Here is an 18189-nt window from a genome sequence, read left to right as displayed (position 1 = left end):
TAATCACTCCATAAGGAGATGATTATCTACAAATAAGAAACCGCAGGCTTGTTTATACAACAAACCTTGCGGTCTAAGATACAATTATTGTTCTGTATCAAGTTGTTGTGCTTGATCTACCGAGTTTTGCTCAACATCATTTGAAACATTTTTATTCGCTAACTCTTTCATTGTTAAACGAATACGTCCTTGGCGATCAATTTCAACCACTTTTACTTGTACATCTTGCCCAACCTGTAAATAGTCAGACACTTTCTCAACACGCTCTTCGGCAATTTGAGAAATATGCACCAATCCTTCTTTACCACCGACAATGGCAACAAATGCCCCAAAATCAGCAATACGGGTCACTTTACCTTTGTAAATTGCACCGGCTTCCACTTCCGCAACAATTTCTTCAATGCGTGCCATAACAGCTTTAGCGGCATTATTATCCACGGCGGCAATTTTTACAGTACCATCATCTTCAATATCAATAGATGTAGAGGTTTCTTCGGTTAAGGCACGAATAGTTGCACCACCTTTACCAATCACATCTTTAATTTTCTTCGGATCAATCTTCATGGTATGGATACGAGGAGCAAGATCAGAAATTTCCGCACGAGGAGCAGGAATTGCTTGCTCCATCACGCCTAAAATATGCATACGTGCTGCTTTAGCTTGATTTAAGGCAATTTGCATAATTTCAGCAGTAATCCCCTCAATCTTAATATCCATTTGCAACGCCGTTACCCCTTCACGTGTCCCAGCCACTTTAAAATCCATATCGCCAAGATGATCTTCATCACCTAAAATATCAGAAAGTACCACAAAATTATCTTGCTCTTTCACTAAACCCATAGCAATCCCAGCTACCGCAGATTTAATCGGCACTCCAGCGTCCATCAGGGCTAATGATGCACCACACACCGATGCCATAGAAGAAGAACCATTTGATTCAGTAATTTCAGATACTACACGTACCACATAAGGGAACTCAGCTTGTGATGGCATAACCGCTGCCACACCACGTTTAGCCAGACGACCATGCCCAATCTCACGACGTTTTGGTGAGCCAATCATACCTGTTTCCCCCACAGAATAAGGCGGGAAATTATAATGGAATAAGAAATGATCTGAACGTTCGCCAGTTAATTCGTCAATAATTTGAGCATCACGCTCAGTACCTAATGTGGCTACCGCTAAGGCTTGGGTTTCACCACGGGTAAAAATAGCTGAACCATGAGTACGAGGTAATACCCCAGTACAAATATCTAAAGCACGCACTGTATCTACAGTTCGTCCATCAATTCGCGGCTCGCCACGCAAAATTCGTCCACGAACAACCGCACTTTCTAATTGACTTAGAATATCCGCAATTTTTCCTTCCGTAATACTTTCATCTTCATTATCGGTAAGAACAGCCTGTAAAACATCATTTTTAATCGCATCAATTTGCTCATAACGTGCTTGTTTTTCAGTAATACGATAGGCCTCGCCTAAACGTTGCTCCGCTAATTCTTTCACACGATTAATTAACGCGGTATTTGGCTCAGGAGCAACCCAATCCCAACGAGGTTTTCCTGCCTCTTGAGCAAATTCCTTAATGGCTTCAATCACGACTTGTTGCTGCTTGTGTCCAAAAACCACCGCCGCTAACATTTGTTCTTCTGTTAAAATATCCGCCTCGGACTCCACCATTAACACCGCTTTATCAGTACCAGCAACCACTAAATCTAAACGGCTTATTTTTTGCTCTGCCATAGTTGGATTTAATACAAATTGATCATTGATAAAACCCACTCTTGCAGCCCCAATCGGCCCATTAAATGGCACACCAGACAGGCTTAATGCGGCTGAAGCACCAATCATTGCCACTAAATCAGGACTGACTTGTGGATTAACAGAAACCACAGTGGCAATAATTTGAATTTCATTATAGAAGCCTTCAGGGAAAAGCGGACGAATCGGACGATCAATTAAACGAGCAATTAAGGTTTCCCCTTCAGACGGACGCCCCTCACGCTTGAAAAAACCGCCCGGGATACGCCCTGCCGCATAAGTACGCTCTTGATAATTAACAGTTAATGGAAAGAAATCTTGCCCTTCCTTAACCTCTTTTTTTGCCACAACAGTCACAAAAACTGTCGTATCGTCCATACTCGCCATCACCGCCGCCGTAGCTTGACGTGCAATAGCCCCTGTTTCTAATGTTACAGTATGTTGACCATATTTAAACTGTTTTACGATAGGTGTCACAATTTTTCCTTATAAATAAATGAGTTAATCTTAATATTTTATTTATTCATTGCGACTAGCAAAAATAATCTCAAGAAAATCACTTTTGATAGCCGCACGCTAAAACGAATAAATAAAACCCTGCCATTATACAGGGTTTTATTATAAAGGGTAAGGTTTTATGCTAAATAATGAGAAAATCCTTAAACTACTGCACCACCATCAACCCCATTGCGCCTTTATCTGCAAGCATTAAATCTGAGGTGCCGAAGGTTAATGGGAAATTATGAGATGAGGGATTAATAAAATGCACCAAGAGCTGTACGGATTTATCCACCCATACCGTATCTTTCCAGCCTTGTTGCTCTGGCGGTAAAGGTTGATTATCAATGCTTTCAATGATAAATCTTGCTCCTTGTAAACGAAATCCAACTGGTGAGTCTGCACTAATATTCCAACGTTCTAGCGAACCGAGTTTCGCATTAACATCAATACGCCGAGGATCAAAACGGCGTTGATTAATCATAGCGTTATCATTATTAATATGAAAATGCCGTTCTTGGCTTATTGTTGTTGGTAATGTTAAATCTGGTGGAAATGGAATTCTAGGTTGTTGGCTAAATACGGATAGCAATCCTTCTGGTCTCAACTCCAAAATAGTATTATCAAGTAAATTCTGTTCAGCGGAAAATAAGCCTGTTAATTTATCCCAAAGGTTAGTAGCACGCCCAGCCATTAATCTCACATTGCCCCCTTCATTGAGATCGAGCAAAATTTCTGCCCTTTCACTAGGGGCTAAGGACAAGGATTTGACTGCTCTACTTACGGGCAAAAATCCTTGATCGCTGGCGATCCAATGTAAGTCTCTGCCATCATCACAACTCAGCTCATAACGTCTAGACAAAGAAGCATTAACGATGCGTAGCCTTACCCAGCCTCGTGCGACCTTTAAATAAGGCGATTGTTGTCCATTAACAAATAAACGGTTGCCTAAAAATTGATTTTGATTCGGTTGAAATAATTGCGTACCTTGGTTATTCAATTCTAAATCTTGCAAAATTAATGGGATATCGTTGACACCATATTGATTAGGCAACGCGTTTTTCGGCGAGTTAGGCTCTTCAATAATCCACATTCCAGCTAAACCGCGATAGGTTTCATAAGCGGTTTGCGTTAAACTATAGCCTTGATACCAACAAGTGGCTGGGGCTTGTTCAATACTGATAATAGGCGACCAACTTTGATTAGGTAGTAACACTTTACCTACACCCCCTAATAATTCTGCGGGGGCTTGTAGCCCTTGTAAATTCATAGCAACAGGGCGAGATAAGTTATTACGATACACCAAGCGAACAAACTCGCCACGCTTAACACGAATGGTCGGTCCTAAATAAAGCCCATTAAATCCCCAAACTTCCGTTGATTTATCCTCAATTAAGGCTTTACGCACCGTTTCCAAGGTTAAATATAGCGGTCGCCCTCGACGACTTTCTAACAAGGGCGGTATCAATAAAGGCGGGCGAGCTGCCGCCCACGCACTTTGTGGTAAGCTCAAAAGTGCGGTGGAATATAAGCCTGTTTTTAATAGCTGCCGTCTTGTTATCGCTTTCATAATTATTTTACTTTGCCTTTTGTTGAGCAATTTCAGCATCAAGCTCAGCAATGCGTTGTGCCATAATTTGATGGCAATAATTGGCTAATTCACGCACATTTTCTTTGCTGTAATGGCTGACATCAATGGGTTGCATAATTTCACAAATGACCTTGCCGTTGTTTTTACGATTTAAATCCACTTGATCATGGGTGGTTGAACACACCACAGGCACAATCGGCACCCCTGCGGAAATCGCCGTATGAAATGCCCCTGTTTTAAAGGGTAATAATCCTCTGCCACGACTACGCGTCCCCTCTGGAAACATCCAAATCGATAACTTTTCTCGATTAATTCGCTGAGCCAATGTAGCCATCGTGCTATGGGCTTTATTGCGATTATCACGATCCAGAAAAATATTGCCCGTTACCCAATATAATATGCCAAAAAAAGGCACCCAAATCAGACTTTTCTTGCCTACACTGACTGTACGAGGCATTACCATATAAGAAATGGTCAACATATCATAATTATTTTGATGATTACCAATATAAATACAAGGACCAAAATCCTTCGCATTGTCAGGAAAACGGTGTTCCACCTCTAAGCCCACCAAGGGATATAAACGCCCAAACCAACGAGCCATAATGCTCACATTATTAGGATTTCTAAAACGGATAAAAGAATATAATGAGCCTAGAATACAGATTAATAATGAACAGGTAACCACAGTGATTACACGCCATAATTTCAACATAATTCACCTTCCTACTAAAAAATTTCCGCAAGTATAGCGAAATTCCAAGCAAATGGGTATAAACTATCGCAAATAAACTTTTGTTATAAAATGATCACTATGACCAAGCCTACTTTTTTTATTGCTGACTTACATCTTAATCCTGCTCAACCTCATCTAACGGCATTGTTTACTCAATTTATGCAACAACAAGCCCCACAGGCACAGGCTGTTTATATTCTTGGTGATTTATTTGATTTTTGGATTGGTGATGATGAACAATCAGAGTTAATTGAGCAAGTCAAGTGTCAAATCAAGCAACTTACCGAGCAAGGCGTCCCCTGCTATTTTATCCACGGCAACCGAGATTTTTTGCTAGGTGAACGATTTGCTAAAGCCTGCCAACTACAATTATTGCCTGAATATTATGTGATTGATTTATATGGCAAAAAAACCTTACTTTGCCATGGCGATACCCTATGTATTGATGATATTTCTTATCAAAAGTTCCGCCAACGAGTGCAACAAAAATGGTTACAACGGCTTTTTTTATGTTTACCGCTGTCCCTACGTTTACATATCGCCCATAAAATTCGGCAAAAAAGTCAACAGGATAAACAATATAAAAACCGTCAGATTATGGATGTAAACCCAGAATATGTCTTGAAAATCTTACAACAATTCAAGGTAGAACAAGTTATCCATGGGCATACTCATCGGCAAAATATTCATCAAATTCCGCCGCACTTTTGTCGCATTGTACTAGGCGATTGGGGAAAAACCGCCTCAATATTAATGGCTGATGAAAAAAGCATAAAATTTTTACCTCAGTAATATCGTTGTTTCCATTTAAAATAAGACAAGGCGGACGGCGAAATGTAGCAACCCAATATTATTTAAAAATGGGACGGCGATATATTTTAGTTTTGTGCGATAGATCGCAAAAGTGCGGTCTATTTTTTAAAAAATTTTTCAGCGATTTATAAAATTGCTAGATTAATGCAAGTGAAATCAGTACAATTCGCACTTATTTTTGCCGTTAGCCGAGGATTAGCCCTCTTTAATGCTAACTAAACTTTCACTCTACTTTTGCCACAAGTGTAACAACGAGGCGTTTTTTATGTCAGAAAAAATCAATTTAATGAATCTTACCCGCCAACAAATGCGAGAATTTTTGCAAGAATTGGGGGAAAAACCTTTCCGAGCAGATCAATTAGTCAAATGGATTTACCACTTTGGTGAGGACAATTTTGACAATATGACCAATATTAATAAAAAATTACGAGAAAAATTAAAAGCCGTCGCAGAAATCAAAGCGCCCGAAGTGGCGGTTGAACAACGTTCCTCAGACGGCACCATAAAATGGGCAATGCAAGTAGGCGATCAACAAGTGGAAACCGTATATATTCCCGAAGCGGAACGAGCCACTTTATGTGTTTCCTCGCAAGTAGGTTGTGCCTTAGCCTGTACCTTTTGTTCAACGGCACAACAAGGCTTTAATCGCAATTTGACGGTGTCTGAAATTATTGGTCAAGTATGGCGTGCCTCTAAAATTCTCGGTAATTTTGGTGTAACGGGTGTGCGTCCCATTACCAATGTGGTGATGATGGGTATGGGCGAACCGCTATTAAATATGGCAAATGTGGTACCCGCTATGGAATTAATGCTTGATGATTTTGCTTATGGTTTATCCAAACGGCGTGTTACCCTTTCCACTTCTGGGGTCGTGCCTGCCTTAGATAAATTAAGCGAAATGATTGATGTGGCGTTGGCAATTTCATTACACGCCCCTACTGATGAATTGCGTGATGAAATTATTCCGCTTAATAAAAAATACAACATTAAGATGTTAATGGACGCCGTAAATCGTTATTTGGGCCAATCTAACGCAAATCATGGTAAGGTTACCATTGAATATGTGATGTTAAATCAAGTGAATGATGGCGTTGAACAAGCTCATCAGCTGGCACAAGTACTAAAAAATACCCCTTGCAAAATTAACTTAATCCCTTGGAATCCGTTCCCTGAGGCACCTTATACTAAAAGCTCAAATACACGTATCGATCGTTTCCAAAAAACCTTAATGGAATATGGTTTTACTGTGATTGTACGTAAAACACGTGGCGATGATATTGATGCGGCTTGTGGGCAATTAGCTGGCGATGTCATCGATCGCACGAAACGGACAGCGATTAATGCCATGAAAAAACAATTTGGTGAAAATATTGGTGTACGACATCAATAATCAACCACCTTATAGTCGTTTCAATTTAAAATGAGACAAGGCGGAACGACGAAGACAGTACAAGTAGTACGGCGAGGCGTACCAAACGCTGTATCATTTTAAAATGGGACGACGATAACAGGAGGAAATATGCTCAACTTATTACTCAATCTAAAAAGTGCGGTGCGATTTTCTCTTGTTTTTCTTATGATTGGCTTGATGTTGGGCTGTGTTTCCCATAGCACAAGCCCTACAAAGGAAGAGTTCAATAAGCAACAAGCCGCCAAAGCACGCATAGAATTGGCTTTAGGTTATCTTGCTCAACAAGATATGCAACAAGCCAAAATCAATTTAGATCGTGCCTTGGCACACGCTCCAAATGATTATTTAGTCCATGCCGCTCTAGCTTATTTTTATCAAAAACAAGGCGAAACAAACCAAGCAGAGCAGGCTTATCTCACAGCCATTGAGCTTGATCCTAAGCAAGGGGATAGTTATAACAATTATGCCACTTTTTTATGTAGTCAAGGTCGTTTTGAGCAAGCCTATACCCAATTTGAGCAAGCCTTAAATAGCCCTCATTATTATCATCAAGCGGACACCTATGAAAACTTAGTACTTTGTAGTGCCGCAGCGAAAGATCAAATACGCCTACAACAATATTTCGCCCAATTACAACAACGTGATCCTTTGCGTGCTAATCAACTTCTTCCTTTGCTCAAGAAAGAGTAAATTATCATAATAATCATCGATAAGTATTGCAAAACGATCCTGACAAATTTAAACTTTAGCATTTAAATTAAGACTGATTAGAATTGGAACATTATGCAAAATAAACCCGACTTCGCTGAACCGAATACGCCTTCCCTCGGCGATCAATTTCGTTTAGCCCGAGAAGCCTTAGGACTGTCTTTGACAGAGGCCGCAGAAAAGGTAGGATTACGCCTTTCTATTTTGCAACATATTGAAAATAATGAATTTATTCATTCCGCTATTCCTGCTACCTTTATGCGGGGTTATGTGCGTAACTATGCAAAATTTCTAAAATTACCAGAAAATCTCTATCAACAAATCCAATTCGGTGAAATAGAAAAAAATGATTTAAATAAAAATGCTCGTGCCAAAAAAGTGGTAAATAGCCACTCTGGGCATGGGCGTTGGTTAAGTTGCTTAACTTGGTTTGTGGTTATCGCGGTCATTGGTATGACCTTATTATGGTGGTGGGAAAACCATCAACAAGCCAACGCCGAGCGTGATAATTTAGTGGATAATTATGTGGTCAACCATTCCGAATCGGTACAAAGTCATGCATTGCCTGTTAGCCTAACCGCCACTGAAGAAAAACCACGGGCAGAACAGGCTGAAAATGTGCCATCAACAGAAAACGCACCTGTTTCTTCCGATAACTTAACCCAAACAACAACCTCTGATGTAATGAATGCAGCAACATCATCAGATAATACAAGCGTTGTGGCACAACATATTCACAATATCTCTACTCCTGCTACTGCGGATACTGAGCAAACTCAGCAACCTATTTTGCATATTGAAGTCACGCAAGCGAGCTGTTGGATCAGTGTAAGAAATGCCAATGGGAAAATCTTAGCAGAAAAAGAATATAAACAGGGCGAAGTGCTTCACTTTAATGATGGTGAACCTTATTCATTAATTATCGGGGCGCCAAATAATGTCAAAATTACCTATCGTGGGCAAAATGTGCCATTAAAAGTTGATGGGCGTGTCGCTCGCTTTCGTTTACCTGAATCATAATTAGGAAAATTATGTTAGCAAAACCAAATATTAAACGTCGTGAATCCAGTAAAATTTATGTGGGTAATGTGCCTGTTGGGGGCGATGCCCCTATTGCGGTGCAATCAATGACCAATACACGTACCACTGATGTAGAAGCGACCGTTGCACAAATCAAGGCTTTAGAACGTGTGGGGGCGGATATTGTTCGGGTTTCTGTACCAACAATGGATGCCGCAGAAGCCTTTAAATTAATCAAACAACAAGTCAATCTCCCTTTAGTGGCAGATATTCACTTTGATTATCGCATCGCACTAAAAGTCGCCGAATATGGGGTTGATTGTTTACGCATTAACCCGGGCAATATCGGACGAGAAGATCGTATTCGTGCGGTAGTTGATTGTGCAAAAGACAAAAATATCCCTATCCGTATTGGTGTTAATGCGGGTTCATTAGAACGTGATTTACAAGAAAAATATGGCGAACCTACCCCAGAGGCATTATTAGAGTCAGCACTACGCCATGTTGAAATCTTAGATCGATTGAATTTCGATCAGTTTAAGGTAAGTGTCAAAGCCTCAGATGTATTCCTTGCAGTTGAATCTTATCGGCTACTTGCTAAAGCCATTAAGCAACCCTTGCATTTAGGCATTACAGAAGCTGGAGGAGCAAGAGCGGGTGCCGTAAAAAGTGCGGTCGGTTTGGGAATGCTTTTAGCGGAAGGAATTGGCGATACCTTGCGAGTATCCTTAGCAGCAGATCCAGTAGAAGAAATCAAAGTAGGTTTTGATATTCTAAAATCCTTGCGTATCCGCTCAAGGGGCATTAATTTTATCGCTTGCCCTACTTGCTCACGACAAGAATTTGATGTAATAGGGACTGTCAATGCCCTCGAACAACGCTTGGAAGATATTGTTACCCCAATGGATGTGTCTATTATTGGCTGTGTCGTCAATGGACCGGGCGAAGCGCTGGTTTCCGATCTGGGGGTAACAGGTGGCAATAAAAAAAGTGGTTATTATCTTGACGGAGAACGCCAGAAAGAGCGTTTTGATAATGATCTTCTCATTGATCAACTTGAGGCAAAAATTCGTGCCAAAGTGGCAACTCAAGATCCTAAAAATCGCATTATTTAATCATTAATAACAAAAAAGGAAAAATTGTGGCAAAAACAATTCAAGCAATCCGCGGAATGAATGATTGCTTACCAACAGAAACCCCTTTATGGCAATGGGTTGAAGCCCAAATACGCCAAGTTTTAGCGAGCTATGGTTACGCCGAAATTCGTATGCCTATCGTGGAGAATACTCCCTTATTTGCTCGAGCCATTGGCGATGAAACTGATGTGGTCAGCAAAGAAATGTTTACCTTTAATGATCGTGATGAAGAAAGCCTTACCCTGCGTCCAGAAGGTACCGCAGGCTGTGTGCGTGCAGGTATTCAACATGGTTTATTATATAACCAAGAACAACGTTTATGGTATATGGGACCGATGTTCCGCTATGAACGCCCACAAAAAGGACGCTACCGCCAATTTCATCAAGTGGGTGTGGAAATTTTTGGTATTGCCAATCCTGAGATTGATGCGGAATTAATCATTCTTACCGCACGTTTATGGCAAGCCTTAGGCATCGCTGATCATGTAACATTACAACTGAACTCCATTGGCTCATTAGAAGCCCGTAAAAATTACCGACAAGCCTTAGTGGATTTTCTTCAACAGCATTTAGATGTGATTAACCAAGATGAAGATTGCAAACGCCGTCTTACCACTAATCCATTGCGGATTTTAGATAGTAAAAATGAGGCGGTACAACAAGTACTTAATCATGCACCAAAATTACATGATTATTTAGATGAAGAATCAAAAACGCACTTTGCTCAACTTTGTCAATTACTTGATGCTATGGGTATTCATTATGAAATCAATCAAAAGCTCGTGCGTGGTCTAGATTACTATAATAAAACCGTATTTGAATGGGTAACCTCTGCATTAGGTGCACAAGGCACAGTTTGTGGGGGAGGACGCTATGATGGCTTAGTTGAACAATTAGGCGGACACGCAACGCAAGGTGTTGGTTTTGCCATGGGGTTAGAACGTCTGGTATTACTCGTCCAAGAAGTTAATCAAGCCATTCCTGTGAGTAAAGCCGTTGATCTTTACATCGTGCATAGTGGCGAAGGTACAACGCTTGCCGCCTTCAAACTGGCAGAAAAACTTCGTAGTGAACTGCCACAATTACGCACAATGTTACATTGCAGTGGTGGTGCATTCAAAAAACAATTTAAACGAGCAGACAAAAGTGGGGCAAAATTTGCTTTGGTTATTGGTGAAACAGAAGTACAATCCCAGCAAGTCATTGTCAAAGATTTATTAAGCAATGATCAACAAATTAGCCTCGAACAAAATGCGGTTACTGATTATTTACGTCAATATTATCAAGGATAAAAAGGAAAAATTATGGCATATTCTGCAGAAGAAGAACAAGATTTAGAACAGCTTAAAAGCTGGTGGCAACAAAATTATTTAGTCATCATTATCGCTGTTATTATCGCCTTTGTAGCCGTATTTGGCTGGCGATATTGGCAATCCTATCAACAAGAAAAAATGTTGCAAGCCTCACATCAATATGAACAGCTTCTTTACCAAAATAAAGACAATTCGGCCCAAATTGCTGAGCTTATTCAACAACATGGCAACAGTAGCTATGCCGTCTTTGCTTTATTAGATCAAGCCAAAAACGCTGTTGAAAAACAACAATTTGCTGAAGCGGAAAACGCCTTAAAACAAGCCACGCAACAAGCAAAAGATGATATTTTATTATCGATTAGTGCGATTCGTTTAGCCGCTGTACAATATCAACAACAGCAATTTGATCAAGCCCTAGAAAGCTTAAAACTGGTTAAAGGCGATGTCTGGCAAAGCCGTAAAGATTTGCTCACTGGCGATATTTTGCTCGCAAAAGGCGATAAAGCTGGTGCGAAAGCAAGCTATCAACAAGCACAAAATCAAGCAAACCCCTTTGAACAACAATGGATAGAAGTGCGGTTGAATAATCTTTAATTTTGTTTTGCCGTTTAGTATAGTCGTTTCAATTTAAAATGAGACAAAGCGGTACGCCAAGACAGTAAAAATAGTACGACGAAGCGTACCAACACTGTATCAATTTAAAATTTAACGACTATATTTATCAAGGCGATAAACGGCGTTTATGCCATTCGCCTTGTTGAAATTGATATTGAATACGATCATGCAAACGGCTGGCTCTGCCCTGCCAAAATTCCATCATATCAGGTATCACAACATAACCGCCCCAATGAGGTGGACGGGGAACTTGGCGTGGGTAAGTGAGGGCGAGCTTTGCTGCTTTAGTTAATAAACTTCGGTAATTTTCAATGGGTTGGCTTTGTTCGCTTGCCCAAGCTCCCAATCGGCTAGTATAAGGGCGGCTGGCGAAATATTGGTCTGATTGTTCTGCACTGATTTTTTCTACTCGTCCTTCAATGCGGACTTGCCGTTGTAATTCCGACCAGAAAAAGGTTAGACTGGCGAAAGGATTAGCAGCAAGATCTTGTCCTTTATGGCTTAAATAATTGGTAAAGAATACAAAACCTTGTTCATTCACTTCTTTGAGTAATACCATTCTGGCACTTGGTCGTCCATCTGCACCAACAGTGGCTAAGTTCATTGCAGTAGGCTCATTTACTTCAGCATGCAAAGCCTGTTGTTGCCATTGTTCAAACTGTTGAAAGGGGTTGGTAGCACATTGTTTAATGGATAACACTTGTTTGGTGTATTCTTGGCGGATATGGTGTAAATCCATAGTTTGTTCCTAGCTTTGAAAAAGTAAAAATACAGTTAAACAAACTTTTTAAAAACAACATCTAACATGGAAGTTTGTTTAGCTATATAGTTATTCGCCTTTTGAAATAATACTGCATTGACTCGCTTCGCTGTTCTACCTGTACTGTATTCTGCAAACCGCCTTATCTTATTCCAAAAGTTGAACAACTATAACTATTCAGATTAAATGCAAACATAGATTTTCATCCATATTTGTATTGAGCCTAAAAATCTAAATATATTTTACCCGACTCTGAAAAATCCTGTATTACCCTTCGATTCAATGGGTGTACAGGTTGTCCTTGCTGAGTTAACGGTGCGAACGAAAATACTCTGATATTATTCTGCCTAAAAGCCAACAAAAGTCGTTTTTTTCCCTCAACTAAAGATTGACGCTCTAGGTTTCCCCAAGCCCCCCAAATTTCATTAATACCATTATTAAGTAAAAAGTCTACTATCAACTGAACATTATTTTCTGCAAGCTCAGAATCAAAATTATCTAAATTTAATGCATTTGTCGCTCGCTCTGGATATACATTAGCAATTACCCATCCATCATATCCTAACCTCTTACTAACATTTATTATTCGATTAACTGTTTTATCACTAAAGTCTTTTTTTGCCGCTGATGGGTTCATACAAATCACGACTAAGGGTTTAGCTCCTAGTCTACCGAGTAAATATCGATAATCTTCATATTCTTCAGGCACACACAAATTTGGTTCTTCACCCTGTGGATAAGATAGACGAATATCACTGACTTTTTTATTCATAAATACACCTCTTTGAAATCAATATAGTTAACAACTTAAAATATCATACAAACAAGAACTAATTACAGACTCCCACCTTTTGAAATAGTACAGATTTGCTCCGTTTCGTATGCTATTTTACAGGTTTTGGCAAGTAATCTTGTCTTATTTTAAAAGTTAAGCGGTTATATGAAATTAAAATTTTATTTATTTTCACCGCACTTGGTAGATTATGGCTTTAATAAATAAGCTCTTAGCGTAGCAAAATCATTTGCCATTTCATCAGACAAGAGAGGTAATTTATTATGCTTATCTAATGCCTCTGGCAATGGTAAGTCAATGGATAAAATACGTTCTACTGATTCTTTGAATTTTGCTGGGTGAGCCGTGCAAAGGAACAGTCCTGTTTCGTCCGCTTGTAAATCTTGGCTTAACACTTGGTAAGCAATCGCACCATGTGGTTCACAGAGATAACCTTTATCATAGAGTTCATTCAATGCTTGCTCCGTTTGTGGGTCAGTCAAAGCGGCGGAATGAAGATCTGCTAACGCCCAACCATTGCGTTTGAAAATTTCTTCTACCCGAGGCCAGTTATTTGGGCGGCTTACGTCCATGGCATTAGATAAGGTAGCAACGGTATCATGAGGGTTCCAATGTCCGTCTTGTAAATAACGTGGTACGGTATCATTGGCATTGGTTGCCGCCACAAAACGTTTAATCGGTAAACCGAGAGATTTGGCGATTAAACCTGCGGTCAGGTTTCCAAAATTACCACTTGGCACAGACACAACAAGGTTTTGTCGCTGTTCTTTTGGTAATTGACTCACAGCCTCAAAATAATAACAAATTTGTGCCAGTAAACGGCTAATATTAATGGAGTTTGCCGAGTTTAATCCAATACTTTCTCGCAATTCTTGATCATCAAAGGCTTGTTTTACTAAGGCTTGGCAATCATCAAAATCGCCATTAATCGCAACCGTACGAATATTGCCACCGAGTGTACAGAATAATTTTTCTTGTAATGGGCTAATTTTTCCTTTTGGATATAAAATAACCACTTCAATATTTGGCAAGCCATAAAATGCGTGTGCTACTGCCGCCCCCGTATCGCCAGAAGTTGCGGTTAAAATGGTAATTTTGCCATCGCCACGCACATTCGCTAAGGCTTGTGCCATAAAGCGTCCACCAAAATCTTTAAAGGCTAAGGTTGGCCCATGAAAAAGTTCTAGGGCATAAATATTGTCAGCCACTTTTGCCACTGGCGCTGGGAATGTAAAGGCATTTTCTACCATTTGATTAAGCTGTTCCGCAGGAATTTCATCGCCAATTAAACGGGCTAAAATGCGTTGACTACGCTCAACGAGGGGTAATGCTAATAATTGTGCGATTTCTTCTTCACTGAATTGCGGAATATGTTCAGGGAAAAATAGACCTTGATCTTTACCTAACCCTTGGCGTACCGCTTGGGCAAAATTCACTTGTTGTTCAGGGTGTTTAATATTGTATAAATTCATTGTGTTAGTCCATACTTAAAATAATTGTTTATTATACCTGTAATCTGATTTAGGACAATTCTCTTGCCCCCGCATTATCCACTTTACAAATATGCACAAAGCCCTCGTTATTTTGTAAATAATGCTGTTCTAAATAATTGGCTAAACGGCTCGCATGTGCCAAATCAGGGGCAATGGAAAAAATGGTTGGGCCTGAGCCTGAAATGCCCGTAGCTAATGCGCCAAGATCTCGGGTTGCCTGTTTCACTTCGGCAAAATGAGGCAATAAAGCCTCACGATAAGGTTCAGCAATCACATCTTGCATCATTAATGCTGCCAATGCGGCTTGTTGAGTATGGCAAGCATGCACAAAACTGCCTAAATGGCGACCATGAGCAATCACATCTTGCCGTGTATATTGTTTTGGCAAAATGGCTCTGGCTTCCGCTGTGGACACTTCAATCCCTGGATAAGCCAGGACCCAATACCAATCATCAAAAAAAGGTAAGGTTTGACAAATATTGCCTAAGGATTGCACCATTAATTGCACGCCGCCAAGATAACAAGGCGCAACATTATCGTAATGAATAGATCCCGAAATACGCCCTTCTAATTCGCCCATCATTTCTAATAATTCCATCTTAGAAAAAGGCTGTTGATGAAATTGATTTAATGCCACTAACGCCGCCACAATGGAACAAGCACTAGAACCAAGCCCTGAACCAATAGGCATATTTTTTTCTAAGGTTAGGCGTAAGGGTTTCACTTTAACATTGCGTAATTTCAAGCGTTCACTAAATAAGACATAGGCTTGATAAACAATATTTTTTTGTGGCTCTTTGGGTAACTTACGCACAAAATAGCCCACAGAATCCAACTCAAAGCCTTGGGCAATCGGCTCAATTTGTACCACATCGCCAAGCAAAGAACCATCAATAGGGGAAATCGCCGCCCCTAACGTATCAAAACCCACACTAATATTTGCACTAGAGGCTGGGGCATAAATTCTAACCATTGATTCCTCCATTACTTTGTAATGTTCTTAAAATATCAGCAAAAATCCCTGCTGCGGTTACTGCATTGCCTGCGCCATAACCACGCAATAATAATGGAATAGGCTGGTAATAGCGAGTGTAAAATGCTAAAGCATTTTCGCCATTTTTCACTTTGTATAAAGGATCATCGCTATCCACTTCCACAATAGATACCTTGCACTTACCCTGTTCAATTTGCCCCACATAACGCAAAACTTTGCCTGCGGCTTTGGCGTTTTCCACTCTGGCACTAAATTCTGCATCAAGCTGTGGCAACATTGCCATAAATTCCTCTACCGATTTCCCCTCGGCAAATCCTGCGGGTAACACGCCTTCCACTTCTACATCGCTAAGCTCTAAATTCAAGCCACTTTCTCTGGCTAAAATGAGCAATTTACGTGCCACATCTTGTCCAGATAAATCATCACGCGGATCTGGCTCGGTAAAACCTTTTTCTCTGGCTAACGCCGTCACTTGCGATAAGCTCATTCCCTCTTCTAATTTACCAAAAATAAAAGACAATGATCCCGATAAAATACCGTTAAATCGCTCAAGTTCATCACCTGCCGCTAATAAATTTTGCAAGTTTTCAATCACAGGTAACCCCGCTCCCACATTGGTATCATATAAAAACTTACGTTGATTACGGCGGGCATTATCACGCAATAATTGATAATAGGCTAATTCTCTGGTATTGGCTTTTTTATTTGGGGTAACCACGTGAAAGCCCTCTTTTAACGCACGAGCATAAAGGCTTGCTACTGAATCCGCCGAGGTGCAATCCACAAAAACAGGATTAACCACATGATGTAATTTAATAAAAGATAATAGAACATCAAAATCTGAGGGTTGAGTGGCGTTGTCTAAATCTTGTTGCCAATGGGTTAAGTCTAAACCGTTTTCATCTAACAACATTTTATTAGAATTAGCTAAAGCACAAACACGAATTTCAATATCTTTTCCTGCTAAATATTGCTTCTGGTTTTTAATTTGTTCAATTAATTCGCCGCCAACGCCGCCAACGCCTACAAGAAAAATATCCACCACTTTTTTATTATTAAACAAGGCTTGATGCGTAGCTTTCACTGCCTCTATCGCTTTATTTTGTGCCACAACCGCAGAAATTGAACGCTCAGAAGATCCTTGTGCAATGGCAACAATACTAATATTTGATTGAGCTAACGCTGTGAAGAAACGTGCAGCAATACCTTTACTTTGACGCATACCATCGCCCACCACTGAAATAATGGATAAATCTTTAATCACTTCCACTGGCTCAAGCTGTTGTGATGTAAGTTCTTGGGCAAACTCTTGATTTAAAGCGTTCAAGGCGACTTCTGTCAATTTAGTTGGTACACAAAAACTAATACTATATTCCGATGAAGATTGAGTAATTAAAATTACGGATACATTGGCTTTTGACATAGTAGAAAATACACGAGCCGCCATACCCACCATACCTTGCATACCCGGCCCAGACACATTAAACATAGATAAATTATCAAGATTAGTAATGCCTTTCACTTGCAACTGTTCAGAAACCACATTGGCATTAATCACTGTTCCTGCCGCTGTTGGATTGCCCGTATTCTTGATTAAGCAAGGAATATTCGTTTGTACCAATGGCCCAATGGTACGAGGGTGGATCACTTTTGCCCCAAAATAAGACAGCTCCATCGCTTCGTGATAAGTTAAACTTGATAATAATCTTGCATCAGGTACTAAACGTGGATCGCAAGTATAAACGCCGTCAACGTCCGTCCAAATTTCACACACCGAGGCTTGCAAGCAAGCGGCTAAACAAGCGGCAGAATAATCCGAGCCATTGCGTCCTAATAACACTAACTCCCCTTGTTCATTCCCTGCGGTAAATCCAGGCATTAACACCACATTTTTCGCAGGAATGGTTTCCGCTTGAATACGTTGGGTTGAAATCTCAATATCCACAGAAGATTCTAAATAACTGCCATAAGCCAATAATTTTTCCACAGGGTTAATCAAGGTAACTTGATAGCCACAAGCCTCAAACCAGGCTTTCATCATCACAATAGAAAGTTTCTCGCCACGGGAATCTATGGTGGCTTTTACCGCATCAGGACATTGCCCCGTTTGTTGCATTTGTGCTAATAATTCATTAATTTGTGCAAATTCCTGATCGATAATTTTTCTTGTGCCTACTAAATCAAACTTATTATTTTTTTCATATAATCCATTGATAATATTATAAAAAATCTCTAACGCTTCGCTGATATGTAAATCGGTTGGTTGATTAAGAGGGGCTTTTTCAGAAAGGGCAACAAGGTGGTTAGTAATTTTAGCCGGGGCTGATAATACGGCGGCTGCTTGTTCGGCTAAATGTGCCTGCTCGATCAACTGGGCTGCCTGCAAAAAACGCTCGGGATTGGCTAAAGAGGTCCCACCAAATTTTAAAACTTTCATGTTGTTCTCCTGTGGATTATAAATTAATGAATAATATTTATAAAAAAACCCGCATTTATTATGCGGGTTTCGTGAATATGGTTTTACGCACTAGCCCGCCCCACTAATAA

The 18189-nt window shown here is 40.2% G+C and carries 15 protein-coding genes; 7 read left to right on the top strand and 8 right to left on the bottom strand.

Going from position 1 to position 18189, the window contains the following annotated elements; all coding sequences use genetic code 11:
- Positions 1 to 84: 84 nt before the first annotated feature.
- From pnp to EV694_RS00355, 3 genes are all read right to left on the bottom strand, one after another.
- Positions 85 to 2238, bottom strand: a complete 2154-nt coding sequence (gene pnp / locus EV694_RS00365; protein WP_132687666.1) for a polyribonucleotide nucleotidyltransferase — start codon at positions 2236 to 2238, stop codon at positions 85 to 87.
- 187 nt (positions 2239 to 2425) lie between these two features.
- On the bottom strand, positions 2426 to 3829 hold the full coding sequence (locus EV694_RS00360) for a multicopper oxidase domain-containing protein (protein ID WP_132687663.1): 1404 nt from the start codon (positions 3827 to 3829) through the stop codon (positions 2426 to 2428).
- A 7-nt stretch (positions 3830 to 3836) separates the two neighbouring features.
- Complete coding sequence (locus tag EV694_RS00355; RefSeq protein WP_132687660.1) at positions 3837 to 4565, bottom strand: 1-acylglycerol-3-phosphate O-acyltransferase; 729 nt, start codon at positions 4563 to 4565, stop codon at positions 3837 to 3839.
- A gap of 99 nt (positions 4566 to 4664) precedes the next feature.
- Here EV694_RS00355 and lpxH point away from each other — a divergent pair, with 99 nt between their 5' ends.
- From lpxH to EV694_RS00320, 7 genes are all read left to right on the top strand, one after another.
- A complete protein-coding gene (gene lpxH, locus EV694_RS00350; RefSeq protein WP_132687657.1) occupies positions 4665 to 5378 on the top strand; it encodes a UDP-2,3-diacylglucosamine diphosphatase in 714 nt (237 codons plus the stop codon).
- A 286-nt stretch (positions 5379 to 5664) separates the two neighbouring features.
- Positions 5665 to 6789 carry a dual-specificity RNA methyltransferase RlmN gene (rlmN, locus tag EV694_RS00345; RefSeq protein WP_132687654.1) on the top strand — a complete coding sequence of 375 codons (1125 nt, stop codon included), beginning with the start codon at positions 5665 to 5667 and terminating at the stop codon, positions 6787 to 6789.
- Between the two features lie 129 nt (positions 6790 to 6918).
- The gene (gene pilW, locus EV694_RS00340; RefSeq protein ID WP_132687652.1) at positions 6919 to 7500 is read left to right on the top strand and encodes a type IV pilus biogenesis/stability protein PilW; all 582 of its coding nucleotides are present in this window, start codon (positions 6919 to 6921) and stop codon (positions 7498 to 7500) included.
- Positions 7501 to 7593: 93 nt separating this feature from the next.
- Entirely contained in the window at positions 7594 to 8538 is a 945-nt protein-coding gene (locus EV694_RS00335) for a RodZ domain-containing protein (RefSeq protein WP_132687649.1), read from the top strand.
- Between the two features lie 11 nt (positions 8539 to 8549).
- Entirely contained in the window at positions 8550 to 9653 is a 1104-nt protein-coding gene (gene ispG / locus EV694_RS00330; protein ID WP_207859767.1) for a flavodoxin-dependent (E)-4-hydroxy-3-methylbut-2-enyl-diphosphate synthase, read from the top strand.
- Between the two features lie 26 nt (positions 9654 to 9679).
- Positions 9680 to 10966 (top strand): histidine--tRNA ligase, encoded by a 1287-nt coding sequence (gene hisS, locus EV694_RS00325; RefSeq protein WP_132687643.1) that lies wholly within the window; start codon positions 9680 to 9682, stop codon positions 10964 to 10966.
- Positions 10967 to 10978: 12 nt separating this feature from the next.
- Positions 10979 to 11581, top strand: coding sequence for a YfgM family protein (locus EV694_RS00320; RefSeq protein WP_132687640.1), 603 nt, complete (start codon positions 10979 to 10981; stop codon positions 11579 to 11581).
- A 127-nt stretch (positions 11582 to 11708) separates the two neighbouring features.
- Here the strand turns inward: EV694_RS00320 and pdxH are convergent, their stop codons facing one another.
- From pdxH to thrA, 5 genes are all read right to left on the bottom strand, one after another.
- On the bottom strand, positions 11709 to 12341 hold the full coding sequence (gene pdxH / locus EV694_RS00315; protein ID WP_132687638.1) for a pyridoxamine 5'-phosphate oxidase: 633 nt from the start codon (positions 12339 to 12341) through the stop codon (positions 11709 to 11711).
- A gap of 244 nt (positions 12342 to 12585) precedes the next feature.
- Entirely contained in the window at positions 12586 to 13134 is a 549-nt protein-coding gene (locus tag EV694_RS00310) for a DUF1643 domain-containing protein (RefSeq protein WP_132687635.1), read from the bottom strand.
- A gap of 209 nt (positions 13135 to 13343) precedes the next feature.
- Positions 13344 to 14627, bottom strand: a complete 1284-nt coding sequence (thrC, locus tag EV694_RS00305) for a threonine synthase (protein WP_132687633.1) — start codon at positions 14625 to 14627, stop codon at positions 13344 to 13346.
- A gap of 49 nt (positions 14628 to 14676) precedes the next feature.
- The gene (gene thrB / locus EV694_RS00300; RefSeq protein WP_132687630.1) at positions 14677 to 15621 is read right to left on the bottom strand and encodes a homoserine kinase; all 945 of its coding nucleotides are present in this window, start codon (positions 15619 to 15621) and stop codon (positions 14677 to 14679) included.
- Positions 15614 to 18079, bottom strand: coding sequence for a bifunctional aspartate kinase/homoserine dehydrogenase I (gene thrA, locus EV694_RS00295; protein ID WP_132687628.1), 2466 nt, complete (start codon positions 18077 to 18079; stop codon positions 15614 to 15616). The genes thrB and thrA overlap by 8 nt, the downstream gene beginning before the upstream one ends.
- Between the last annotated feature and the right edge of the window lie 110 nt (positions 18080 to 18189).

This window comes from Volucribacter psittacicida, from assembly GCF_004339025.1.
Taxonomy (GTDB): Bacteria; Pseudomonadota; Gammaproteobacteria; order Enterobacterales; family Pasteurellaceae; genus Volucribacter; species Volucribacter psittacicida.
The sequence above is the reverse complement of the archived record's forward strand: the minus strand, read 5'-3'. Positions and strand labels throughout refer to the sequence as shown.